This is a genomic window from Actinomyces israelii (assembly GCF_030253495.1).
GTDB lineage: Bacteria > Actinomycetota > Actinomycetes > Actinomycetales > Actinomycetaceae > Actinomyces > Actinomyces israelii.
Genome location: NZ_CP124548.1, coordinates 3,443,600 through 3,460,224, shown reverse-complemented (window position 1 = coordinate 3,460,224; position 16,625 = coordinate 3,443,600). Strand labels below are relative to the sequence as shown.

General features: G+C 71.2%; 13 protein-coding genes. 12 read left to right on the top strand and 1 reads right to left on the bottom strand.

Annotated features, from left to right (window positions below):
* The first annotated feature begins 6 nt into the window (after positions 1-6).
* The 9 genes from AIF0345_RS14355 to purQ all read left to right on the top strand — a co-directional run bounded on the left by AIF0345_RS14355 (position 7) and on the right by purQ (position 10,248).
* Positions 7-2,070, top strand: coding sequence for a hypothetical protein (locus AIF0345_RS14355; protein ID WP_285296526.1), 2,064 nt, complete (start codon positions 7-9; stop codon positions 2,068-2,070).
* 376 nt (positions 2,071-2,446) lie between these two features.
* Positions 2,447-3,049 (top strand): transposase family protein, encoded by a 603-nt coding sequence (locus AIF0345_RS14350; protein ID WP_285296525.1) that lies wholly within the window; start codon positions 2,447-2,449, stop codon positions 3,047-3,049.
* Between the two features lie 588 nt (positions 3,050-3,637).
* On the top strand, positions 3,638-4,498 hold the full coding sequence (locus tag AIF0345_RS14345) for a DUF559 domain-containing protein (RefSeq protein ID WP_285296524.1): 861 nt from the start codon (positions 3,638-3,640) through the stop codon (positions 4,496-4,498).
* Between the two features lie 457 nt (positions 4,499-4,955).
* The gene (gene purD / locus AIF0345_RS14340) at positions 4,956-6,218 is read left to right on the top strand and encodes a phosphoribosylamine--glycine ligase (RefSeq protein ID WP_285296523.1); all 1,263 of its coding nucleotides are present in this window, start codon (positions 4,956-4,958) and stop codon (positions 6,216-6,218) included.
* Positions 6,219-6,221: 3 nt separating this feature from the next.
* A complete protein-coding gene (locus tag AIF0345_RS14335; RefSeq protein WP_285296522.1) occupies positions 6,222-6,824 on the top strand; it encodes a hypothetical protein in 603 nt (200 codons plus the stop codon).
* A gap of 61 nt (positions 6,825-6,885) precedes the next feature.
* A complete protein-coding gene (locus AIF0345_RS14330) occupies positions 6,886-7,554 on the top strand; it encodes a hypothetical protein (RefSeq protein WP_285296521.1) in 669 nt (222 codons plus the stop codon).
* 645 nt (positions 7,555-8,199) lie between these two features.
* Positions 8,200-9,111: a phosphoribosylaminoimidazolesuccinocarboxamide synthase gene (locus AIF0345_RS14325; protein ID WP_285296520.1), complete on the top strand. Its 912-nt coding sequence runs from the start codon at positions 8,200-8,202 to the stop codon at positions 9,109-9,111.
* Positions 9,112-9,298: 187 nt separating this feature from the next.
* The gene (gene purS, locus AIF0345_RS14320; protein ID WP_043559911.1) at positions 9,299-9,556 is read left to right on the top strand and encodes a phosphoribosylformylglycinamidine synthase subunit PurS; all 258 of its coding nucleotides are present in this window, start codon (positions 9,299-9,301) and stop codon (positions 9,554-9,556) included.
* Positions 9,553-10,248, top strand: coding sequence for a phosphoribosylformylglycinamidine synthase subunit PurQ (gene purQ / locus AIF0345_RS14315; protein WP_285296519.1), 696 nt, complete (start codon positions 9,553-9,555; stop codon positions 10,246-10,248). The genes purS and purQ overlap by 4 nt, the downstream gene beginning before the upstream one ends.
* 642 nt (positions 10,249-10,890) lie before the next feature.
* On the opposite strand, the gene AIF0345_RS14310 is transcribed toward purQ, so the two are convergent.
* Complete coding sequence (locus tag AIF0345_RS14310; RefSeq protein WP_285296518.1) at positions 10,891-12,321, bottom strand: glycosyltransferase; 1,431 nt, start codon at positions 12,319-12,321, stop codon at positions 10,891-10,893.
* A 187-nt stretch (positions 12,322-12,508) separates the two neighbouring features.
* Here AIF0345_RS14310 and AIF0345_RS14305 point away from each other — a divergent pair, with 187 nt between their 5' ends.
* The 3 genes from AIF0345_RS14305 (at position 12,509) to AIF0345_RS14295 (ending at position 16,137) form a co-directional block, all read left to right on the top strand.
* Positions 12,509-12,970, top strand: a complete 462-nt coding sequence (locus AIF0345_RS14305) for a TM2 domain-containing protein (RefSeq protein ID WP_043559906.1) — start codon at positions 12,509-12,511, stop codon at positions 12,968-12,970.
* 321 nt (positions 12,971-13,291) lie between these two features.
* Entirely contained in the window at positions 13,292-15,721 is a 2,430-nt protein-coding gene (gene purL / locus AIF0345_RS14300) for a phosphoribosylformylglycinamidine synthase subunit PurL (protein ID WP_268917088.1), read from the top strand.
* Complete coding sequence (locus AIF0345_RS14295; protein WP_285296517.1) at positions 15,718-16,137, top strand: nuclear transport factor 2 family protein; 420 nt, start codon at positions 15,718-15,720, stop codon at positions 16,135-16,137. Before purL ends, AIF0345_RS14295 begins: the two co-directional genes overlap by 4 nt.
* Positions 16,138-16,625: the final 488 nt, after the last annotated feature.

The window sequence follows — 16,625 nt, the reverse complement described above, 5'->3', positions numbered from 1 at the left end:
TCGGAGATGAACACTGGAGACGAGCCCCGGGAGGCTCGACCGCCCAGTGTCGAGTGGCGCACGTACCGGGGCCATGACTGGCTCCTCATCGAGCCCCGGGGATCCCACACGGCTGGTATCAGTATTGCCTACGGCGAGCTCGATGAGCCCGTTGAGGACATGGGTGTGCTCCGGTACCTTGCCGCGGCGATGCGGGCGGAGCTGGCGCGGCCGGTGGAGACCGGTCCCGGTCATGTGGGATTCCCCGATGTGCAGGTGAGCGCTGCTCCATCGAACCTCGACATCTTGATCGGTGGCGATCTTGACGTTGTGGCGGGTGCTATGAAACGGCTGGAGGAGTTCTTCTCCAGGCCCGAGCTGCCCGATGAGGTGGGCGACGAGGACGTCGCCCACCACTATCAGACTGAGGACCTGGTGCTGCGCTTCGGCGCCAACAGCTGGACGCTGCATCAGCCGGGTGTCAAGCAGGATGAGGTGCAGGTCAAGGCACGCAGCCTTCTCGCCCGGCTCGATCCGACAACGGGCTCCTGCGCGCACGTGCTGATCGCTGACGATGTGCTGCTCGTCGGCTGCGCCTTCAGCAGCCCGCCTGCTGGCGTTGCGGCGGTCGGGACATCCCCGGGCGGGCCTGAGACGTCGGTCGAGATCATCCGAAGCATTGCTGATGACCCGAATCAGCGGTGCGGCACCGTACTCAGCGCTGAGCGCGCGCATGAGCTCATGACTGCGGTTACTGCGAACTCCGTTGCGGGTGACAGCGCTCTCCATCTTCTGGCAGGACTGCTGGACAGGACTCTCTCCGCTCTTCCCCGGGGGCTGGTGGGCGACGAGGGGCTGCAGTTCGTGCAGCTTCTGTTGGGCCGCGTGATCCTGTTCCGCGTCAGCTCCCCGACGCGCATCGAGAGCGAGTGGCTGCCTGAGATTCATCACCGCATCTCCCAGCTGCCCCGAGTGGTCAGCGATGATCAGGTTCGGCGCGCCATCGAGAGGGCCAGACCGTCGATGTCCGAGAAGCATCGTGCGATGATTCGCTTGCACGGCGTCGAGGATCGGATGGACGTCGGCGTGGATGAGGTCCGGTACGCCTACCTGCAGCTCCTGGACACGATCCACCTCATTGATGATCCGCGGAGGACACCCGAGGAGGGCTACCCGTGTCTGGTGGAGGATCTTAAGGCTCCCCGTCGACCGGGACTGGTGGCCCCGGGGTGGCGCAGTATGGAGGCGCCGAGCAACAACCATCTTCAATGGGATTGTCTTCCGCACCGAGTGGCGATCAGGGGAGGGCGCTTGGCGACATGGGTGGCGCGGGACGTCGCGAGCTATTATGCGCCACGGGTTGTGGATCTGGATCATCTTGAATGCGTGCTGCGCGATTCCTATGGTGGATACCGGTTGGTCGATCGTTCGGGGCGTCAGGCGACCGTCAATCCCAGGTTCCTCAAGCGTGGTCGGAGCCTGCAGCGCCGTCTTGACGCGGCGCTCGCCGGTGTACCCGTACTGTCGTGCGATTTCGATACCGGATACCGGCATTATATGGAGGCGAGGGAGCGGAGGCTTGAGCAGGGGCGCAGGCGGCGCGCCGTGGGACGCGTGGTCTGCGTGGCCCCCCTGCTGCTGGTCGGCGGCTACGTATTCTCCTACTGGCTGCGCATGGCGGATGTCGTGGATACCACTGTTCCGTTGGGGCAGTCGGTGGCGCTCAGCAACGGGACGGTTGTGCGCGCGGAGACCTATGGCCTCCGCGATTCCGATGTGAATCCAAGAAGGCATGCGTATGTGTTGGAAATGTGTGGAGGAAGGGATACGAGGGCGTCCAATGCCTCTGCTTCCTCTCAGCGTGAAATGTATGTAGATAGAGTCTTACTTCATTGGGACGGCAGTGATCATAGCGTCACGCCGAGTCAGTTGGTCAGCGATGCTGATGATGACGAGGAGTGGGTGAATGTCCTTAAGGAGGGTCAATGCGTAAAGAGAAAAGTTGCATTTGTAACGGGAGGGCTATCGGATGACGCTTTCCTCGAGTTCACCAACTCCGCTGGAGACAGGATCGCCTGGGAGATCCCCTGAGCCGGGCCGATCCCCTGCGCTCTCCCCGCGGCGCCGGGCGTGCCTGCGGGGAGCGACCGGGCGGAAACCGTCGGGGGCGGCGTCGGACCCATCGGGCTCGAGGAGCCCCCGGGCAGCTCGGGCGCCCAGGCGCCGTCGTGCGTCCGGCCCGGGCCTTCCCCTCAGGGGGGCGGCGGAGTTTCTGGGGGTGTGGGGGTTGTCGGTGTGCTTGCGCGGGTGCGGCGTGGTTCTTGGTGACGGTGGAGGGTGTTGAGGCTGCCCCTGGCAGTCCAGGACCGCGCCGCCATGCCGTCATTCCCACCACGCAGCTCCTGTCGCGCCGGTCCCTTGCCCGTGTGCCTGCCGATGTTGCCGGTCCTCGCGGCCCGCGCGGGGCGTGCGTCATGGCCTGTCCACGATCCTGTCCCTGGCGGTCGTGGGCGTGCCGGCCGGGCGCCGGAGCCTGACAGCGGTCCGGGAGCACGCCACCGACCTGGAAGCCGCACAGCCGGCGGCCCCGGGCCTGGCGCCCGGAGCGGTGCCGCCCAGTGAGTCCACCATCGGGCGGGTCCTGGCCGGCCTGGACGCCGCGGGCCTCGACGCCCGGATCTGCTCGTGGCCGGCCATCCGCACCGGCACCGTCCAGGGACGCAGGCTCATCGCGGTGGACGGCAGGACCGTGCGCGGCGCCCGTAGCGGCGACCAGGCCGCCCCGCACCTGCTGGCGGCCCTGGACCACGCCACCGGAACGGTCCTGACCCAGCGCAAGGTGGTGGACAGGTCCAACGAGATCCCCGCCCTGCCCGAGCTGGTCGAGCCCCTGGCCTGGACGGGGCCGTGGTCACCGCCGACGCCATGCGCACCCAGGCCGCCACCGCGGCCTGGACCGACTTCCCCGCAGTCGCCCAGGTCCTCCAGGTCGGGCGCACCCGCACCACCACCCGGCGCACCAGAGCCGGCGCGACCCGTAAGAAGCGCACCAGCGAGGTCGTCCACCTGACCCGCTCCCCGCCCGCCGGACAGGCCCACCCCCGGGCGGTGGCTGACCTGGGTCCAGGGGCACCGGGGAACAGAGAACCGCCTCCACCGGATCCAAGACGCCACCCTCGACGAGGACCGCCACCAGCCGCGCACCGCAGGCGGCCCACAAGTCATGGCCACCCTGAGGAGCGCCGCCACCAGCCTCATACGCCTGACCCACGGCCCCGCCAGCCCATCGCCACCACCAGATCCCCGGCAAGACACCCCGGACAAGCCATCAGACTGCTCACCCAACCACCCACCTAAACCAACTTTGCCGACCCCCTGGCCTTCCCCTGCCCGCGCCGCCGTCCTGGATGTCCGTCACGATGACATTGGCCGCACCGGGCGGACGCGGCGGCGGGGCGAGCGTTGGAATCCTGCGGATCGTGTGGCGGGGAGCTGCTCCTTCCGGCTCCAATGTCATTCTGACGGACACGGACGGGAGCACATGACCCGCTGAGGTCGCCAGAATCCATCCGTATGGGAGCGCCAAGGGCTGCGGAGAGTTATCCACAGGCGCGCTCCTCCCTGGCGCCGCTTCCCGCACGCGGCCGACAATCGTTCCATGGACGACGACGTCTTGCTCTCCCGTGTCGGCGCGGCCCGGGGCGCCGTGCGCCGGGCTGATCTGCACCTGACTCGAAATGAGCGCAGGTACCTTGAGCGGCTTGTGGAGTCGGGCCGCCTCCGGCTCCACCCCTACGGCGTTGTCGCCGTCCCCAATGCCGACCGACGTGTGCTGGTGGCCCGCATCCACCGCGGTCTCATCACCTGTGAGCACGCCGCTGCCTACTACGGCCTGCCGCTGCTCGGCGCTCTGCGGGAGATTCACGTGCTGGCTCCCCAGGGCAGTAAGATTCCTTCGGTTGGTGGCGAGCGTGTTCATGAGGTTCGGGGGCGTTCTATTCTTCCGCCGACCGCTTTCCCGGTCGTTTCTGTGGAGCGTTGCGTGGCCGACCTGCTGTGCTGCGGCGATGAGCGGACCTCGCTGGTGGTCGCAGACGCCGCCTTGCACCGCGGTACGACGAGGGAACAGGTGCTTGCGCATCTGCGAGGGCCGCGACGGGCTCGGGGTCGCCTTCGGCTGGGACAGGCCAGCGGCCGGGCCCGCAGCCCGCTGGAGACACTAGCTCGCATCCAGCTGCGGGCAGCCGGCCTGGACGTGGCCGACGGCGTCGTCATCGCTGGAGTCGGAGAGGTCGATCTGGTGGTGGACGGCTGGCTGGTTGTCGAGCTGGACGGGTTCACCTTCCACTCTGATCCGTGGACCTTCGACCAAGACCGGCGACGGGACCGCGAGCTCGTCCGACGGGGCTATGCCGTCGTCCGCTTTACCTCGAACGACGTGCGTTCGGGCAAGATCGTCACGGATGTCCGCAGGATCGTTGCGGCTCGCCCGGAGACGGGCGGGCCCCGGCCGGCATGAGATCGGTATGGGGCACGACGGCGTGGGGCCGGTTCGCTCTGCCGTCCTGGATGTCCGTCAGAATGACATTGGCCGCACCGGGCGGGCGCGGCGGTGGGGCGAGCGTTGGAATTCTGCGGATCGTGTGGCGGGGCACGACGTCGTCCGATTCCAATGTCATTCTGACGGACAAGGACGGGAGTGATTTGCCAGCGGATGCGGGTGTTAGGGCGTGTGGTGGCAAGGGCAGTCGCTTCTGATGCTCTCGGGCCGGAGCGAACCGATCTCGGCGCGGAACTCGACCGATTTCGACGAAAGTCGGCTGCGAGGAAGGCGGATGCGCGGGAGATGCGAGAGGAAGGCGAGGCCGCGGGGGGCAGGGCAGGGAACGACCGATTGAACACGAACATTCTGTGATGCTGCTGTGATACCGGTCGAAGGACGCGACCGTGGGCGGCCCGGCCGCTAACCTGGAGGCGTGAAGATCCTGCTTCTTGGCTCCGGCGCGCGAGAGCACGCCCTGGCCCGTTGCCTCGCCTCAGACCCGGCCACCAGTGAGCTCGTCGTCGCCCCGGGCAACCCGGGGACCGCCGCGGTGGCCACCAACCTCGCCATCGACCCCGCCAGCCCGACGGAGGTCGTCGAGCTCGCCACCCAGATGAGCGCCGACCTCGTCGTCGTGGGTCCGGAGGCCCCGCTCGTGGCGGGGGTCGCCGACGCCGTGCGCGATGGCGGCATCCCCGTGTTCGGCCCCGGCGTCGGGGCGGCCCGCCTGGAGGGCTCCAAGGCCTTCGCCAAGGAGGTCATGGCCGCCGCGGGCGTGCCCACCGCCGAGGCCGCCGTGTGCACCACCGAGGCCGAGCTCACCGCCGCGCTGGACCGCTTCGGCGCGCCGCACGTGGTCAAGGAGGACGGCCTGGCCGCCGGCAAGGGCGTCGTCGTCACCTCCGACCGCGCCGCCGCCATGGACCACGGCCTGGCCTGCCTGGCCAAGAGGCCCGAGGAGCACGGCACCGTCCTCGTCGAGGACTACCTCGACGGCCCGGAGGCCTCCGTGTTCTGCGTGTGCGACGGCGCCACCGTCCGCCCGCTGGCGCCCGCCCAGGACTTCAAGCGCCTGGCCGACGGCGACGCCGGCCCCAACACCGGCGGCATGGGCGCGTACTCGCCGCTGACCTGGGCCCCCGAGGACCTGTCCGAGCGGGTGGTGCGCGAGATCGCCCAGCCCGTCGTCGACGAGATGGCCCGGCGCGGCACCGCCTTCATCGGCCTGCTCTACTGCGGGCTGGCGCTGACCGGCGACGGTCTGCGCGTGGTCGAGTTCAATGTGCGCTTCGGCGACCCCGAGACCCAGGTGGTCCTGGCCCGCCTGACCTCCTCCCTGCCCGAGCTGCTCCACAGCGCCGCGACCGGCCGCCTCGCCGAGGCGCCCGCGCCGACCTGGTCCGAGCAGGCCGCGGTCGATGTGGTCCTGGCCGCCCCCGGCTACCCCGGCGCCCCGGCCGCCGGTGGCCTCGTGACCGGTATTGAGGAGGCTGAGGCCCTCCCCGGCGTCCATGTCCTGCACGCCGGCACCGGGCTCGACGACGACGGCGGGCTGGTCGCCTCCGGCGGGCGCGTGCTGTCCGTGGTGGCGGTAGGGGACACGGTCGACGCCGCCCGGGAGCTCGCCTACGAGGGCCTGTCGCGCATTCACCTCGACGGCGGCCAGTACCGCACCGACATCGCCGCCGGGCGCTGAGCCGTGACCCGGTCGGGCCCCGGGGAGCGGCCGGGGAGGCCCGGCGCCGACCGGCCGCGCCCGGCCCCGCGGCAGTGGGTCTGCGTGATCGGCGGGCCGCTCGCGGTTCTCGCGATCCTCGTCACCGCCGTCGTCGCCCCGGTCAACGGGGGCTGGTGGTGGGTGCAGCGGGCCGCCCTCGTCCTGGTGTGCGTCTTCTGGTGCGCCCTGTTCAGCGGGGCGCTCCGGCTCGGGCGGCGCCGTCGGGCCGCGAACCCCGCGCTCTGTCGTCGTGGGGTGCGGGCGGCGACGGCCGTCGTCGCGGTCATCGCCGTGGTCTTCGGCGCCGGCGCCGTCATGATCCTGGGCCTCACCGTCCGGTCCCTGGTCGCCGGGCCGCAGGAGGTCGACGTCGCCCAGTGCCTGGGCCTGTCCAGCCGCGGGCCGCGCAGCGGCCAGAAGGCGCAGCTGGTCACCGGGGCGGGGGAGCGGCTGGACGTCGACGTCTCCGGGAGCATCGGCAGCGACGTGGACGACCGGCTCCGGCGGCTGTGCGCCGCGCGCGGGCCCTTCACCATGCGCTGGCACCCGCCCAAGGGCCCCGTCCTGGAGATCCGCGAGGGCTGAGCCGGGCCTGCCGCGCCGTCGGGCGGGGGCGCGGAACGCGACCGAATGGCAGGATGAGCGTGTGAGAGCGTCCCGCCTGTTCAGGGCCGGCGGCCGGCCCGCGCCGCCGGCGGTCGTGGCGGGCGCGGCCTTCGCGGGCTGCCTGATCTGCCTCCTCGTCCCCAGGGCCCTGCCGGGCACCGGGCCCTTCGGCATGCTGCGGCCGGCGCTGCTCCCGGCGGGCCTGCTCCTGTTCTCCGTGACCCTCCTCGTGGGTGTGGCGGCCTTGGAGCGCCGTTTGTCCCGTGTGCGCTCCGGCGAGCTCGATGCCATCGGTGCGAGTCTCGGCAAGGAGCGGGCTGATCGCGTGGAGCGCTGTCGGGAGGGCTGGGCCCTGCGGGTCAGGGCGGTCCAGGTCGTGTCCGCCGGACTGGGTGCTGTTCTTCTCGTGGTCGGCGTGCCGATCGCTGCTCTCACCGTGGGCAGGGTCGGCGGGGATCTTCTGGAGGGCCCTGAGACGTTTCACGTGGAACACTGCTACGGGCCGTGGGACTGGGGCCGGGCGCCGGACGGCGTGTCGGTACCCGATGACCGCCTTGCGCTGGTGGATGCGGACGGGCGGGCCGACTACGTGCACCTGGGCGACGGGCCGGTGGACCCGGGCGTCCGGCGGGCGTGCCGCGGGGGCGGTCCCGTGGAGGTCCGCCTGTGGAGGCGGACGGACATCATCGCCGGGATCGTGCCCGCCTGAGCCGGGCCGCGCGGTATTGTGGATGAGTGGATGAAGGTTCCGCCTCAACGGCAGGTTCTTCGACGGGCCCTGAGAAGCGGCGTCGTGCGCCGGACACCCGCATGACGAGAAGCAGAAGACGCAGGCGAGGGCGTTGGAACCGGCGTAATCGGGGTCATGAGAACGATTGTCGTTGACCTGATAGGGGTCGCGATCGGCTTGGTGGGAGTCGTGGGAGGCTGGGCCTCCGAGGTGTTGGGGCCGCTCCCATCGTCTCACGCACAAAGGGCCTTCTTCTGGTGGTGATGAGCCTGGGGATCGGGGCCTGGGGCGGGCGCAATCTGGTCCAGACAGTACGGGACGCCGGGGACAGGCCCATGACCGTGAGCGCGGTCCAGTGCCTGGTGGGGGAGGACAGCAGGGATCCGGGCTTCGTTGCCAATGTCACCTTGAGAACCGAGTCGGTGGAGAGGCTGGAGGCGACGCACTACGGCCCCAGCTTTTTCGACGACGAGCGACCCCGACGCTTACTACGCTCCTTTGTTCCTTACTACGCTCCTTTTCCCCGTACAGTAAGGGACAAAGGAGCGTAGTAAGCACCACCGGCCCGCACTGGACCGCAGCGCTGAGGCGGGCCGCCGGCGGCCCCGGTGGCAGGATGGGCCCATGAGCGCCCCTACTCCGCCCGCCGCTCCCGCCCTGCCCGGCTGGACTCACCGCTCCAGCGGCAAGGTCCGCGACGTCTACACCCCCGCCGCCGGCTCCACGTGGGCCGGGCAGGACGTCCTGCTCGTCGTCGCCTCCGACCGCATCAGCGCCTACGACCATGTCCTGACCACGCCTGTGCCGGACAAGGGCAGGGTGCTGACCGCCCTGAGCGCCTGGTGGTTCGAGCAGCTGGCCGACGTCGTCCCCAATCACCTGCTCAGCCTCGAGGCGCCCGACGTCGTCGCCGGTCGGGCCATGGTGTGCCGCCGCCTGGACATGCACCCCGTCGAGTGCGTGGCGCGCGGCTACCTCACCGGCTCGGGCCTGGCCGAGTACCGCAGGGCCCGGTCCGTGTGCGGCGTCCCCCTGCCGGAGGGCCTCACGGAGGCCTCGCGCCTGCCCGAGCCGATCTTCACCCCCGCCGCGAAGGCCGGGCTCGGCGACCACGACGAGAACATCACCTTCGAGCGGGTCGCGGACATGGTCGGCCTTGAGAACGCGACGGCCCTGCGCGCGACCACCCTCGCCCTGTACGCGCGCGCCGCCGACATCGCCCGCGAGCGCGGCATCATCCTGGCCGACACCAAGTTCGAGCTCGGCGCCGGCCCGGACGGCGGGCTCGTGCTCGGCGACGAGGTCCTCACCCCCGACTCCTCGCGCTTCTGGCCCGCTGACCAGTGGGTCCCCGGCAGCGTCACCCCCTCCTTCGACAAGCAGTACGTGCGCGACTGGCTCGCCTCGCCCGCCTCCGGATGGGACCGCCGCGGTGACCGGGAGCCGCCCGCCCTGCCCGACGTCGTCGTCGAGCGCACTCGGGCGCGCTACCTGGAGGCCTACGAGCGCCTCACCGGCGCGCCGCTGGCGGTGTGAGGACCCGGCGACACCCGGTTCGGCTGGCCGCACGGATCGGGCCGCCACCTGGCCGGAGCCCGTGCGCCGGCGCGCGGCCATTCGGTCTCGGCGGGCGGGGTGGCGCGACCGTCCCGCCGGAGCACCGGGTACTCTTCCTTCCGACGCTCTCCAACCTGCACTCTCCACCCCGTACCCAGGAGGACCGATGGGACGTATCGTCGTCGAGGTCATGCCCAAGCCGGAGATTCTTGACCCCCAGGGCAAGGCAGTCGTAGGGAGCCTTCCGCGCCTCGGATTCGACCAGTTCACCGGCGTGCGCCAGGGCCGCCGCTTCGAGCTGACCGTGGACGGCCCGGTCACCGAGGAGCATCTGGCCGCGGCCCGCGAGGCCGCCTCGACGCTGCTGTCCAACCCGATCATCGAGGACGTCGTCTCCGTCGCCGCCGACGAGGAGGCCCAGTGACTCGTATCGGCGTCATCACCTTCCCCGGCACCCTCGACGACGTCGATGCCGCCCGCGCCGTGCGCCTGGCCGGCGCCGAGCCCGTGGCACTGTGGCACAAGGACACCGACCTCAAGGACGTGGCCGCCGTCGTCATCCCCGGCGGGTTCTCCTACGGCGACTACCTGCGCTGCGGCGCCATCGCCCGCTTCGCTCCCGTCATGGACGAGGTGGTCGTCGCCGCGAGCGGGGGCATGCCCGTCCTGGGCATCTGCAACGGCTTCCAGATCCTCACCGAGGCGCACCTGCTGCCCGGCGCGCTCATCCGCAACGACCACCAGAAGTTCATCTGCCGCGAGCAGCGGCTGCGCATCGAGTCCACGACGACGGCGTGGACGTGCCTGTTCGCCGACGGCGAGGAGATCACCGTCCCGCTCAAGAACGGGGAGGGCAGCTTCATCGCCGCCCCCGACGAGCTCGCCCGGCTCGAGGGCGAGGGGCGTGTGGTCTTCCGCTACGTGGGCAACCCCAACGGGTCGGCGCGCGATATCGCCGGGGTGCGCAATGAGCGCGGCAACGTGGTCGGCCTCATGCCTCACCCCGAGCACGCCGTCGAGCCCGGCTTCGGCCCCGACACCGCGGCGGGCCCGCGCACCGGCGTGGACGGCCTGCGGCTCTTCCAGTCCGCCATCAGCTCGCTGGTGGAGGCCTGAGGGCGGTGCGGGGGCATGCTGACAGCCCGGAGCTCGCCGCCCCGGGACCCTGGCTCCGTCGAGATGCGGCGGATGCCGGGTGGGTGGCGCCGACCGGTGCAGCCGTGTCCACTGGACCGGGCGAGCCTGTGGAAAACTCGCCGGGGGTGTGGACAGCTGTGGATGACGGCGGCCAGGGCGACTCTGCTGTCGGCGAACGGCGGAGGTGCGGAAGCCTGTCACGAGACGTCGAAGATAACGATCGTGTAACGGTTTTGGCGCGTCGTGGAGCGGGTCCCGCCTCCGGCGCCTGTCCGGCCGGGGGATGGATTACCGCGTGCTGGCAACGATTTGACCACGGGGGTGCCGACGGTCTATTGGGCATGCCGGGCGCGGCGTCATCCGCTCCGGATGCCGCTCGTCTCGACTGGCGGACTTGGCCGTCGGGTACCCACAGCGTTAGTCGCGTCACGACGACGTTCGACCACCTTGTGCACATGCCTGTGGACTCGACCTGTGGATAACAGGCGGTTGCGGCCCGGGCCGGGCCGTCCGGCGTCGTCGTCTGCGCACTGGTTGATTCCGGGGCGCACAGGCGCTGCTGCGCCTGTGCGGGACGTCCAGGCGCCCCGGAATCCGGGCCCTGGTCCGTCCCGGTCTGCCCTAGTCCTTGTGGAGCTCCAGCGCCCGGTCGATGGCCCCTGCGATCTCGCACAGGTGCCGGTCGGGAAGGAACTCGCGTCGGACGGACTCGTGCGCCGCCAGCCCCATCTCCCGAGCCCGTTCCGGGAAGCGCAGCAGGTCGGCGGCGGCCTCGGCCCACGCGCCGGCGTCGTCCGGATCGACCAGGACGCCGTCAACGCCGTCGGCGATCTGGTCCTGGATACCGCCGACCGCGGAGGCCACCACAGCCGCCTTCTTCCACATGGCCTCCGCCACGGGCAGCCCGAAGGCCTCCACGAGCGAGCGCTGGGTGACGACGTCGGCGACGCGCTGGACGGCATTGACCACCGTCGCGTTGACCTCCCGGTCGTGCATGGGCACAGCCGCGATGTGCACCCGCCGCGCCACGGACTCCGGCAGGAGGTCCCACCGGTCGAGCGCCTCGCCGAGGACAGCGGCGGAGGTCACGTCGCGGTCCGGGTCCGGGTCCGGGCCGACGATGAGCAGGTGCGCGTCCTCGGGAAGGGCCCCGAGGCTCGAGGCGAAGGCCCCGATGAGCTCCTTGGCGCCCTTGAGACGGTCCCAGCGGCCGACCTGCACGATTGTGCGCACCCCCGTCGGCACCGGCAGCCCCGCGCCCGCCAGGGAGGGCATCTGCCGGATGGCGTCGGGGCGGCCGTCCTCATGCACGAAGGGGATCGCCTCGAAGGGCGGCTCGCCGTTGAAGATCCCCGCCAGGCGGGCCACCGACCAGGACTCGTCCAGGTCGAGGACGCGGTTCTTGGGGGAGTCGGGGTTGATCGACGGCTTGACGACGGCGCAGCGCTCCGGCTCGATGAAGGGCGGACGGTACTCCTCCCGGGAGACGACGACGAGATCGACGTCCTCCAGGTACCGGTCGAGGAAGGCCCAGGCGCGCTCGGCCGCCTCCCCGGCTCGGCCCCCGCCCAGGTGGCAGCGCCAGATGACGGCGGCGCCGGCCCGCCTGAAGGCGCGCGCCAGGCCGGCGGTGGGCGGGTCGTGGAGGATGACGACGTCGCCCTCGCGGACGTCGTCGACGACGTTCTCGGCGTTCGAGGACAGAACGTGCTCATACAGGTCGCGCTGCTTCTCGCCGAGCTTGCCGCCGTCGCCCCGGTCGCCGTGGATGCCCGCATGGAGGCGCGACGCCACACGCGCGAAGTCCGCGGGCGCATCGAGTACCAGCCAGCGCGCCTCGACGCCGAGGCCGCGGGCGTAGCCCACCAGGGGGGCGACGGTCTCCGCGGGGCCGGAGCCCGCCGCGGCCGACGGGGTCACGGTCCACACGGTGCGTCCTTCGAGCAGGGTGCGGGCGGCGGCGATACCGCCCTTCAGGCGGTGGTCGGCGACCTCGTCCAAGTGGCTTTCGAGCTCCAGGATGGGAAGGGGAGCGACGTCGATACTTCTCATGAGCCGATCCTGCACCACATGCGTGTGATGCGAGGCACTTTCGGGCGTGGTGTGTCGTACGGCAGAGTACGCTCGAGCTCCTTCGCGGCGATGGGCAGTTGTGCCCGTTTGCGTTGCGGCCGCCGACGAGTCATGATGCGATGACGAATCAGGGCCTGTTCCGAGGCCCGCAATCACTGGAGGACCTATGAGCACCCCATCCCCTTACGGTCAGCCCGAATACCCCGACGCCGGTCAGCAGCCCGGGTACCCCGCCGGCCAGCAGCCCGCATACCCTGCGGCCCAGCCCGGGTACCCCGCCGGCTACGGCCAGCCCGGATACGGCACCGGCGTCGCCCCCAAGTCCAAGACGACCGCCGCGCTGCTGGCCTTCTTCCTCGGCGGACTCGGCATTCACAACTTCTACCGCGGGCAGAAGGGCCGCGGCTTCGGCCACCTCGGGCTTGTGGCGCTCGGTATCATCCTGTTCATCATTGCCATTGCTACGCTCGTCGGCAGCGTGGACGCCCATGGCAACGTGCCCGACTCTGCCAGCGCCGGTGTCGGCACCGCTGGCGTTCTTGGCTACCTGATCCTTATCGGGAACAGCATCTGGGCGTTCGTGGAGTTCATTATGATCCTCGTCTCCAAGGACGGCTCGCTCCAGTAAATCGCTGTCGGCCCTCCCCGCCCTGGCGCGCTGAGCCTTGCGGAACCGGCGCCCGGGCGCGGCACTCGGCAACGGGCGGCGCTCGCCCTGCGGACTCTCCCCGCGGGGCGAGCGCCGTCGTCGTCTGCGCGCGGCGGGCTGCGCGGTCCGCCCGCCGCGCCCGCGGGGCGCAGCGCACCAGCAGGTCCGCGGACCCCACCGAGGCCCGCCGCCCGCCGTGCCCGCGGGGCGCAGCGCGCGTCGGGCCGGCGGTGCGGACTCGTACCGGCAACCCGGGTATTGTCGCGCATGGTCCCACTCCGCCCTCGTTCAGGAGCATCCATGGCCGTCGAGCCCACCGCGTCCACGAATCCCGCGCGCCCCGCCTGCGGCGCCGGCAGCGCCGGCAGCGCCGTCGGGCCCCGGCCCGTCGAGCACCCGGACACCGTCGCCGACGCGACCGCCACGCCCGAGCGGGAGATGCCCCACCGCGAGCTCGGCCTCAAGGACGAGGAGTACGCCTCCATCAAGGGCCTGCTGGGGCGTCGTCCCACGGCCGCCGAGCTCGCCATGTACTCGGTCATGTGGTCCGAGCACTGCTCCTACAAGTCCTCCAAGATCCACCTGAGGCAGCTCGGCGCCAAGACCACGCCCGAGATGCGCGCCCACCTGCTGGTCGGCATGGGGCAGAACGCCGGCGTCGTCGACATCGGGGACGGCTGGGCCGTCACCTACAAGGTCGAGTCCCACAACCACCCCAGCTATGTCGAGCCCTACCAGGGGGCCGCCACCGGGGTGGGCGGGATCGTGCGCGACATTATCTCCATGGGGGCGCGGCCCGTGGCCGTCATGGACCAGCTGCGCTTCGGCGCCCCCGATCACCCCGACACCGCCCGCGTCGTCCACGGCGTCGTGGCCGGCGTGGGCGGCTACGGCAACTGCCTGGGCCTGCCGAACATCGGCGGTGAGACCGAGTTCGACCCCTCCTACCAGGACAACCCCCTGGTCAACGCCCTGTGCGTGGGCGTGCTGCGCCACGGCGACATCCACCTGGCCAGCGCCTCCGGCGCCGGCAACAAGGTAGTGCTCTTCGGGGCGCGCACCGGCGGGGACGGCATCGGCGGCGCCTCCATCCTGGCATCCGAGTCCTTCGAGGACGGCGTGCCGGCCAAGCGGCCATCCGTCCAGGTGGGCGACCCCTTCATGGAGAAGGTCCTCATCGAGTGCTGCCTGGAGCTCTTCGCCGCCGGGCTCGTCCTGGGCATCCAGGACCTGGGGGCCGCCGGCATCTCCTGCGCCACGAGCGAGCTGGCTTCCAACGGCGACGGCGGCATGCACGTGGACCTGGAGAAGGTCCTCCTGCGCGACCCCAGCCTGAGTGCCGGGGAGATCCTCATGAGCGAGTCCCAGGAGCGCATGATGGCCGTCGTCGCCCCCGACAGGCTGGGGGAGTTCATGGCGGTGATCGACAAGTGGGACGTCGAGGCCGCCGTCATCGGGGAGGTCAACGCCTCAGGAAGGCTGACCATCGACCACTTCGGGGAGCGGATCGTGGACGTGGACCCGCGCACCGTGGCCCACGAGGGCCCCGCCTACGAGCGCCCTTACGCCCGCCCAGCCTGGCAGGACGCTCTCAACGCCGACTCCTCGGCGCGCCTGGAGCGGCCCGCCACCGCGGCCGACCTGGCCGAGCAGGTCCTCGCCGTCGTCGCCGACCCCAACCAGGCGCCCGCCGCCTGGGTCACCAGCCAGTACGACCGCTTCGTGCGCGGGGGCACCGCCCTGGCCCAGCCCGACGACGCCGGCGTCGTCCGCGTGGACGAGGAGACCTGCCGCGGGGTGGCCGTCTCCACCGACGCCAACGGCCGCTTCACCAAGCTCGACCCCGCCACCGGGGCCGCCCAGGCGCTGGCCGAGTCCTACCGCAACGTGTGCACCGTTGGCGCCCGCCCCCTGGCGGTGACCGACTGCCTCAACGTCGGCTCCCCGGAGGACCCCGACGCCATGTGGCAGCTCGTCGAGATCATCACCGGCCTGGCCGACGCCTGCAAGGCCATGGGCGTGCCCGTCACCGGCGGCAACGTCTCCCTGTACAACTCCCACGGGGCGGCCAAGGGGCGGCCCGACTCCTCCATCAACCCCACGCCTGTGGTCGGGGTCCTCGGCGTCATGGACGACGTGCGCCGCGCCAACCCGTCGGGCTGGTTCGAGGAGGGCCTGGCGGTCATCGCCCTGGGGGTCACGCGCGACGAGCTGGACGGCTCGGCCTGGGCGCGTGCGGTCCACGGCCACCTCGGCGGCCTGCCGCCGCGCGTGGACCTTCAGGCCGAGATGGCGCTGGGCCGGGTGCTGCTCGCCCTGAGCGAGGCCGACGGGCCGGGAGGCGAGCGGCTCGTGCGCGCCGCCCACGACTGCTCCGCCGGCGGGCTCGTCCAGACTCTCGTGGACGCCGTCCTGCGACACGGGGTGGGCGCCAGCATCGACCTGGTCCAGCTTCAGGGGCGCGACGGCGTCGACGACTTCACGGCCCTGCTGTCCGAGTCCGGGGCGCGGGCCGTCGTGGCCGTGCCCGAGTGGGCGGTGGCCGCCGTGGCCGCCGCGGCCGAGGCCGAGGACGTCGCCTGGGCGCGGCTGGGCACCACCGGCGGCGACATGCTGGTCGTCTCCGGCGGGGACGTGCTCTCCGACGGTGGGGGCGGCCGGCCGCTCGTCCTGGACCTGGCCGAGCTGGGCGAGCGGGTGGGCGCGACCCTGCCCGGGCTGTTCGGGTGAGCGGCGCCGGGGCCGTCGGGGCGGGCCCCAGCCGGGAGACCCGCAGCCCTGCCCCTGTGCGGCCGCGCCAGGCGCTGGAGGCGTTCTTCGAGGCCGAGAACCGCAGGGACTGGGAGGCCTACGCGGGCCTCCTCCACCCGGACGTGGAGTGGACGGTCGGCGGGCGCACGATCACCGGGCGCGAGGACTACGTGCGCGCCATGAGGGCGTCCTACGCCGGGTCCGACGTGCGCTTCCGCGTGCACCAGCTCATTGAGTCCGCGGACGGCCGGGTGGTCGCCACCCTGCTCGTCGACTCCGAGGGGCGCCGCTCCCTGGACGTCTTCGAGTTCTCCGGGGGAGTGATCGTGCGCGAGTGGGAGTTCCTGCTCGGAGCCGGGCCGGGCTGGGACGGCGGGACCGTTCCGGCGGTGTGATACGCGGCGCCTGGACAGCCGTGTCCTCAGCCGGCTGAGTGTGCTTGTTCCTGGGCGCAGTCGTAGGTCGGGGCGCAGACAGCCGGGTTCTGAGCTGATCGGCTCACTCGAAGTCGGTCCACCAGACTTCGCCGCGGGCTACCACTCCCATGCTCCCGCTTGGATCAGCGTGCGCCCGGTCGAGATGCGGCACCTGGGTGCCGGCGCCTGTCCGCTGCCTCGTGGCCTGATGGGGCTCGACGTCGACTGGCTGCTCCCGCTGCGCCTGCTTGTGGTGGGCCTCGGTGCAGCCGCTGCTGTGATCGTGACCGTACGGGGCGGTGCAGGGGCGAACGCCCCTTGTGTCTGATATCACTCTGCGATAACGTGATAGGCATCAATCGAAGGAGGAGATTCATCCAGGAAGCATCAAGGTGATGCTCAAGATCCAGGCCACGACCAATTGGAATGATTCAGACCCCATCACGTGCACTCGGTAACGGAAGGAG

Bases quoted from the DNA above. Each gene is read 5' to 3' on its own strand.
- purL (WP_268917088.1), top strand. From the start codon at position 13,292: ATGGCCGTCGAGCCCACCGCGTCCACGAATCCCGCGCGCCCCGCCTGC.
- AIF0345_RS14305 (WP_043559906.1), top strand. From the start codon at position 12,509: ATGAGCACCCCATCCCCTTACGGTCAGCCCGAATACCCCGACGCCGGT.
- AIF0345_RS14355 (WP_285296526.1), top strand. From the start codon at position 7: ATGAACACTGGAGACGAGCCCCGGGAGGCTCGACCGCCCAGTGTCGAG.
- purS (WP_043559911.1), top strand. From the start codon at position 9,299: ATGGGACGTATCGTCGTCGAGGTCATGCCCAAGCCGGAGATTCTTGAC.
- AIF0345_RS14325 (WP_285296520.1), top strand. From the start codon at position 8,200: ATGAGCGCCCCTACTCCGCCCGCCGCTCCCGCCCTGCCCGGCTGGACT.
- AIF0345_RS14310 (WP_285296518.1), bottom strand. From the start codon at position 12,321: ATGAGAAGTATCGACGTCGCTCCCCTTCCCATCCTGGAGCTCGAAAGC.
- AIF0345_RS14345 (WP_285296524.1), top strand. From the start codon at position 3,638: ATGGACGACGACGTCTTGCTCTCCCGTGTCGGCGCGGCCCGGGGCGCC.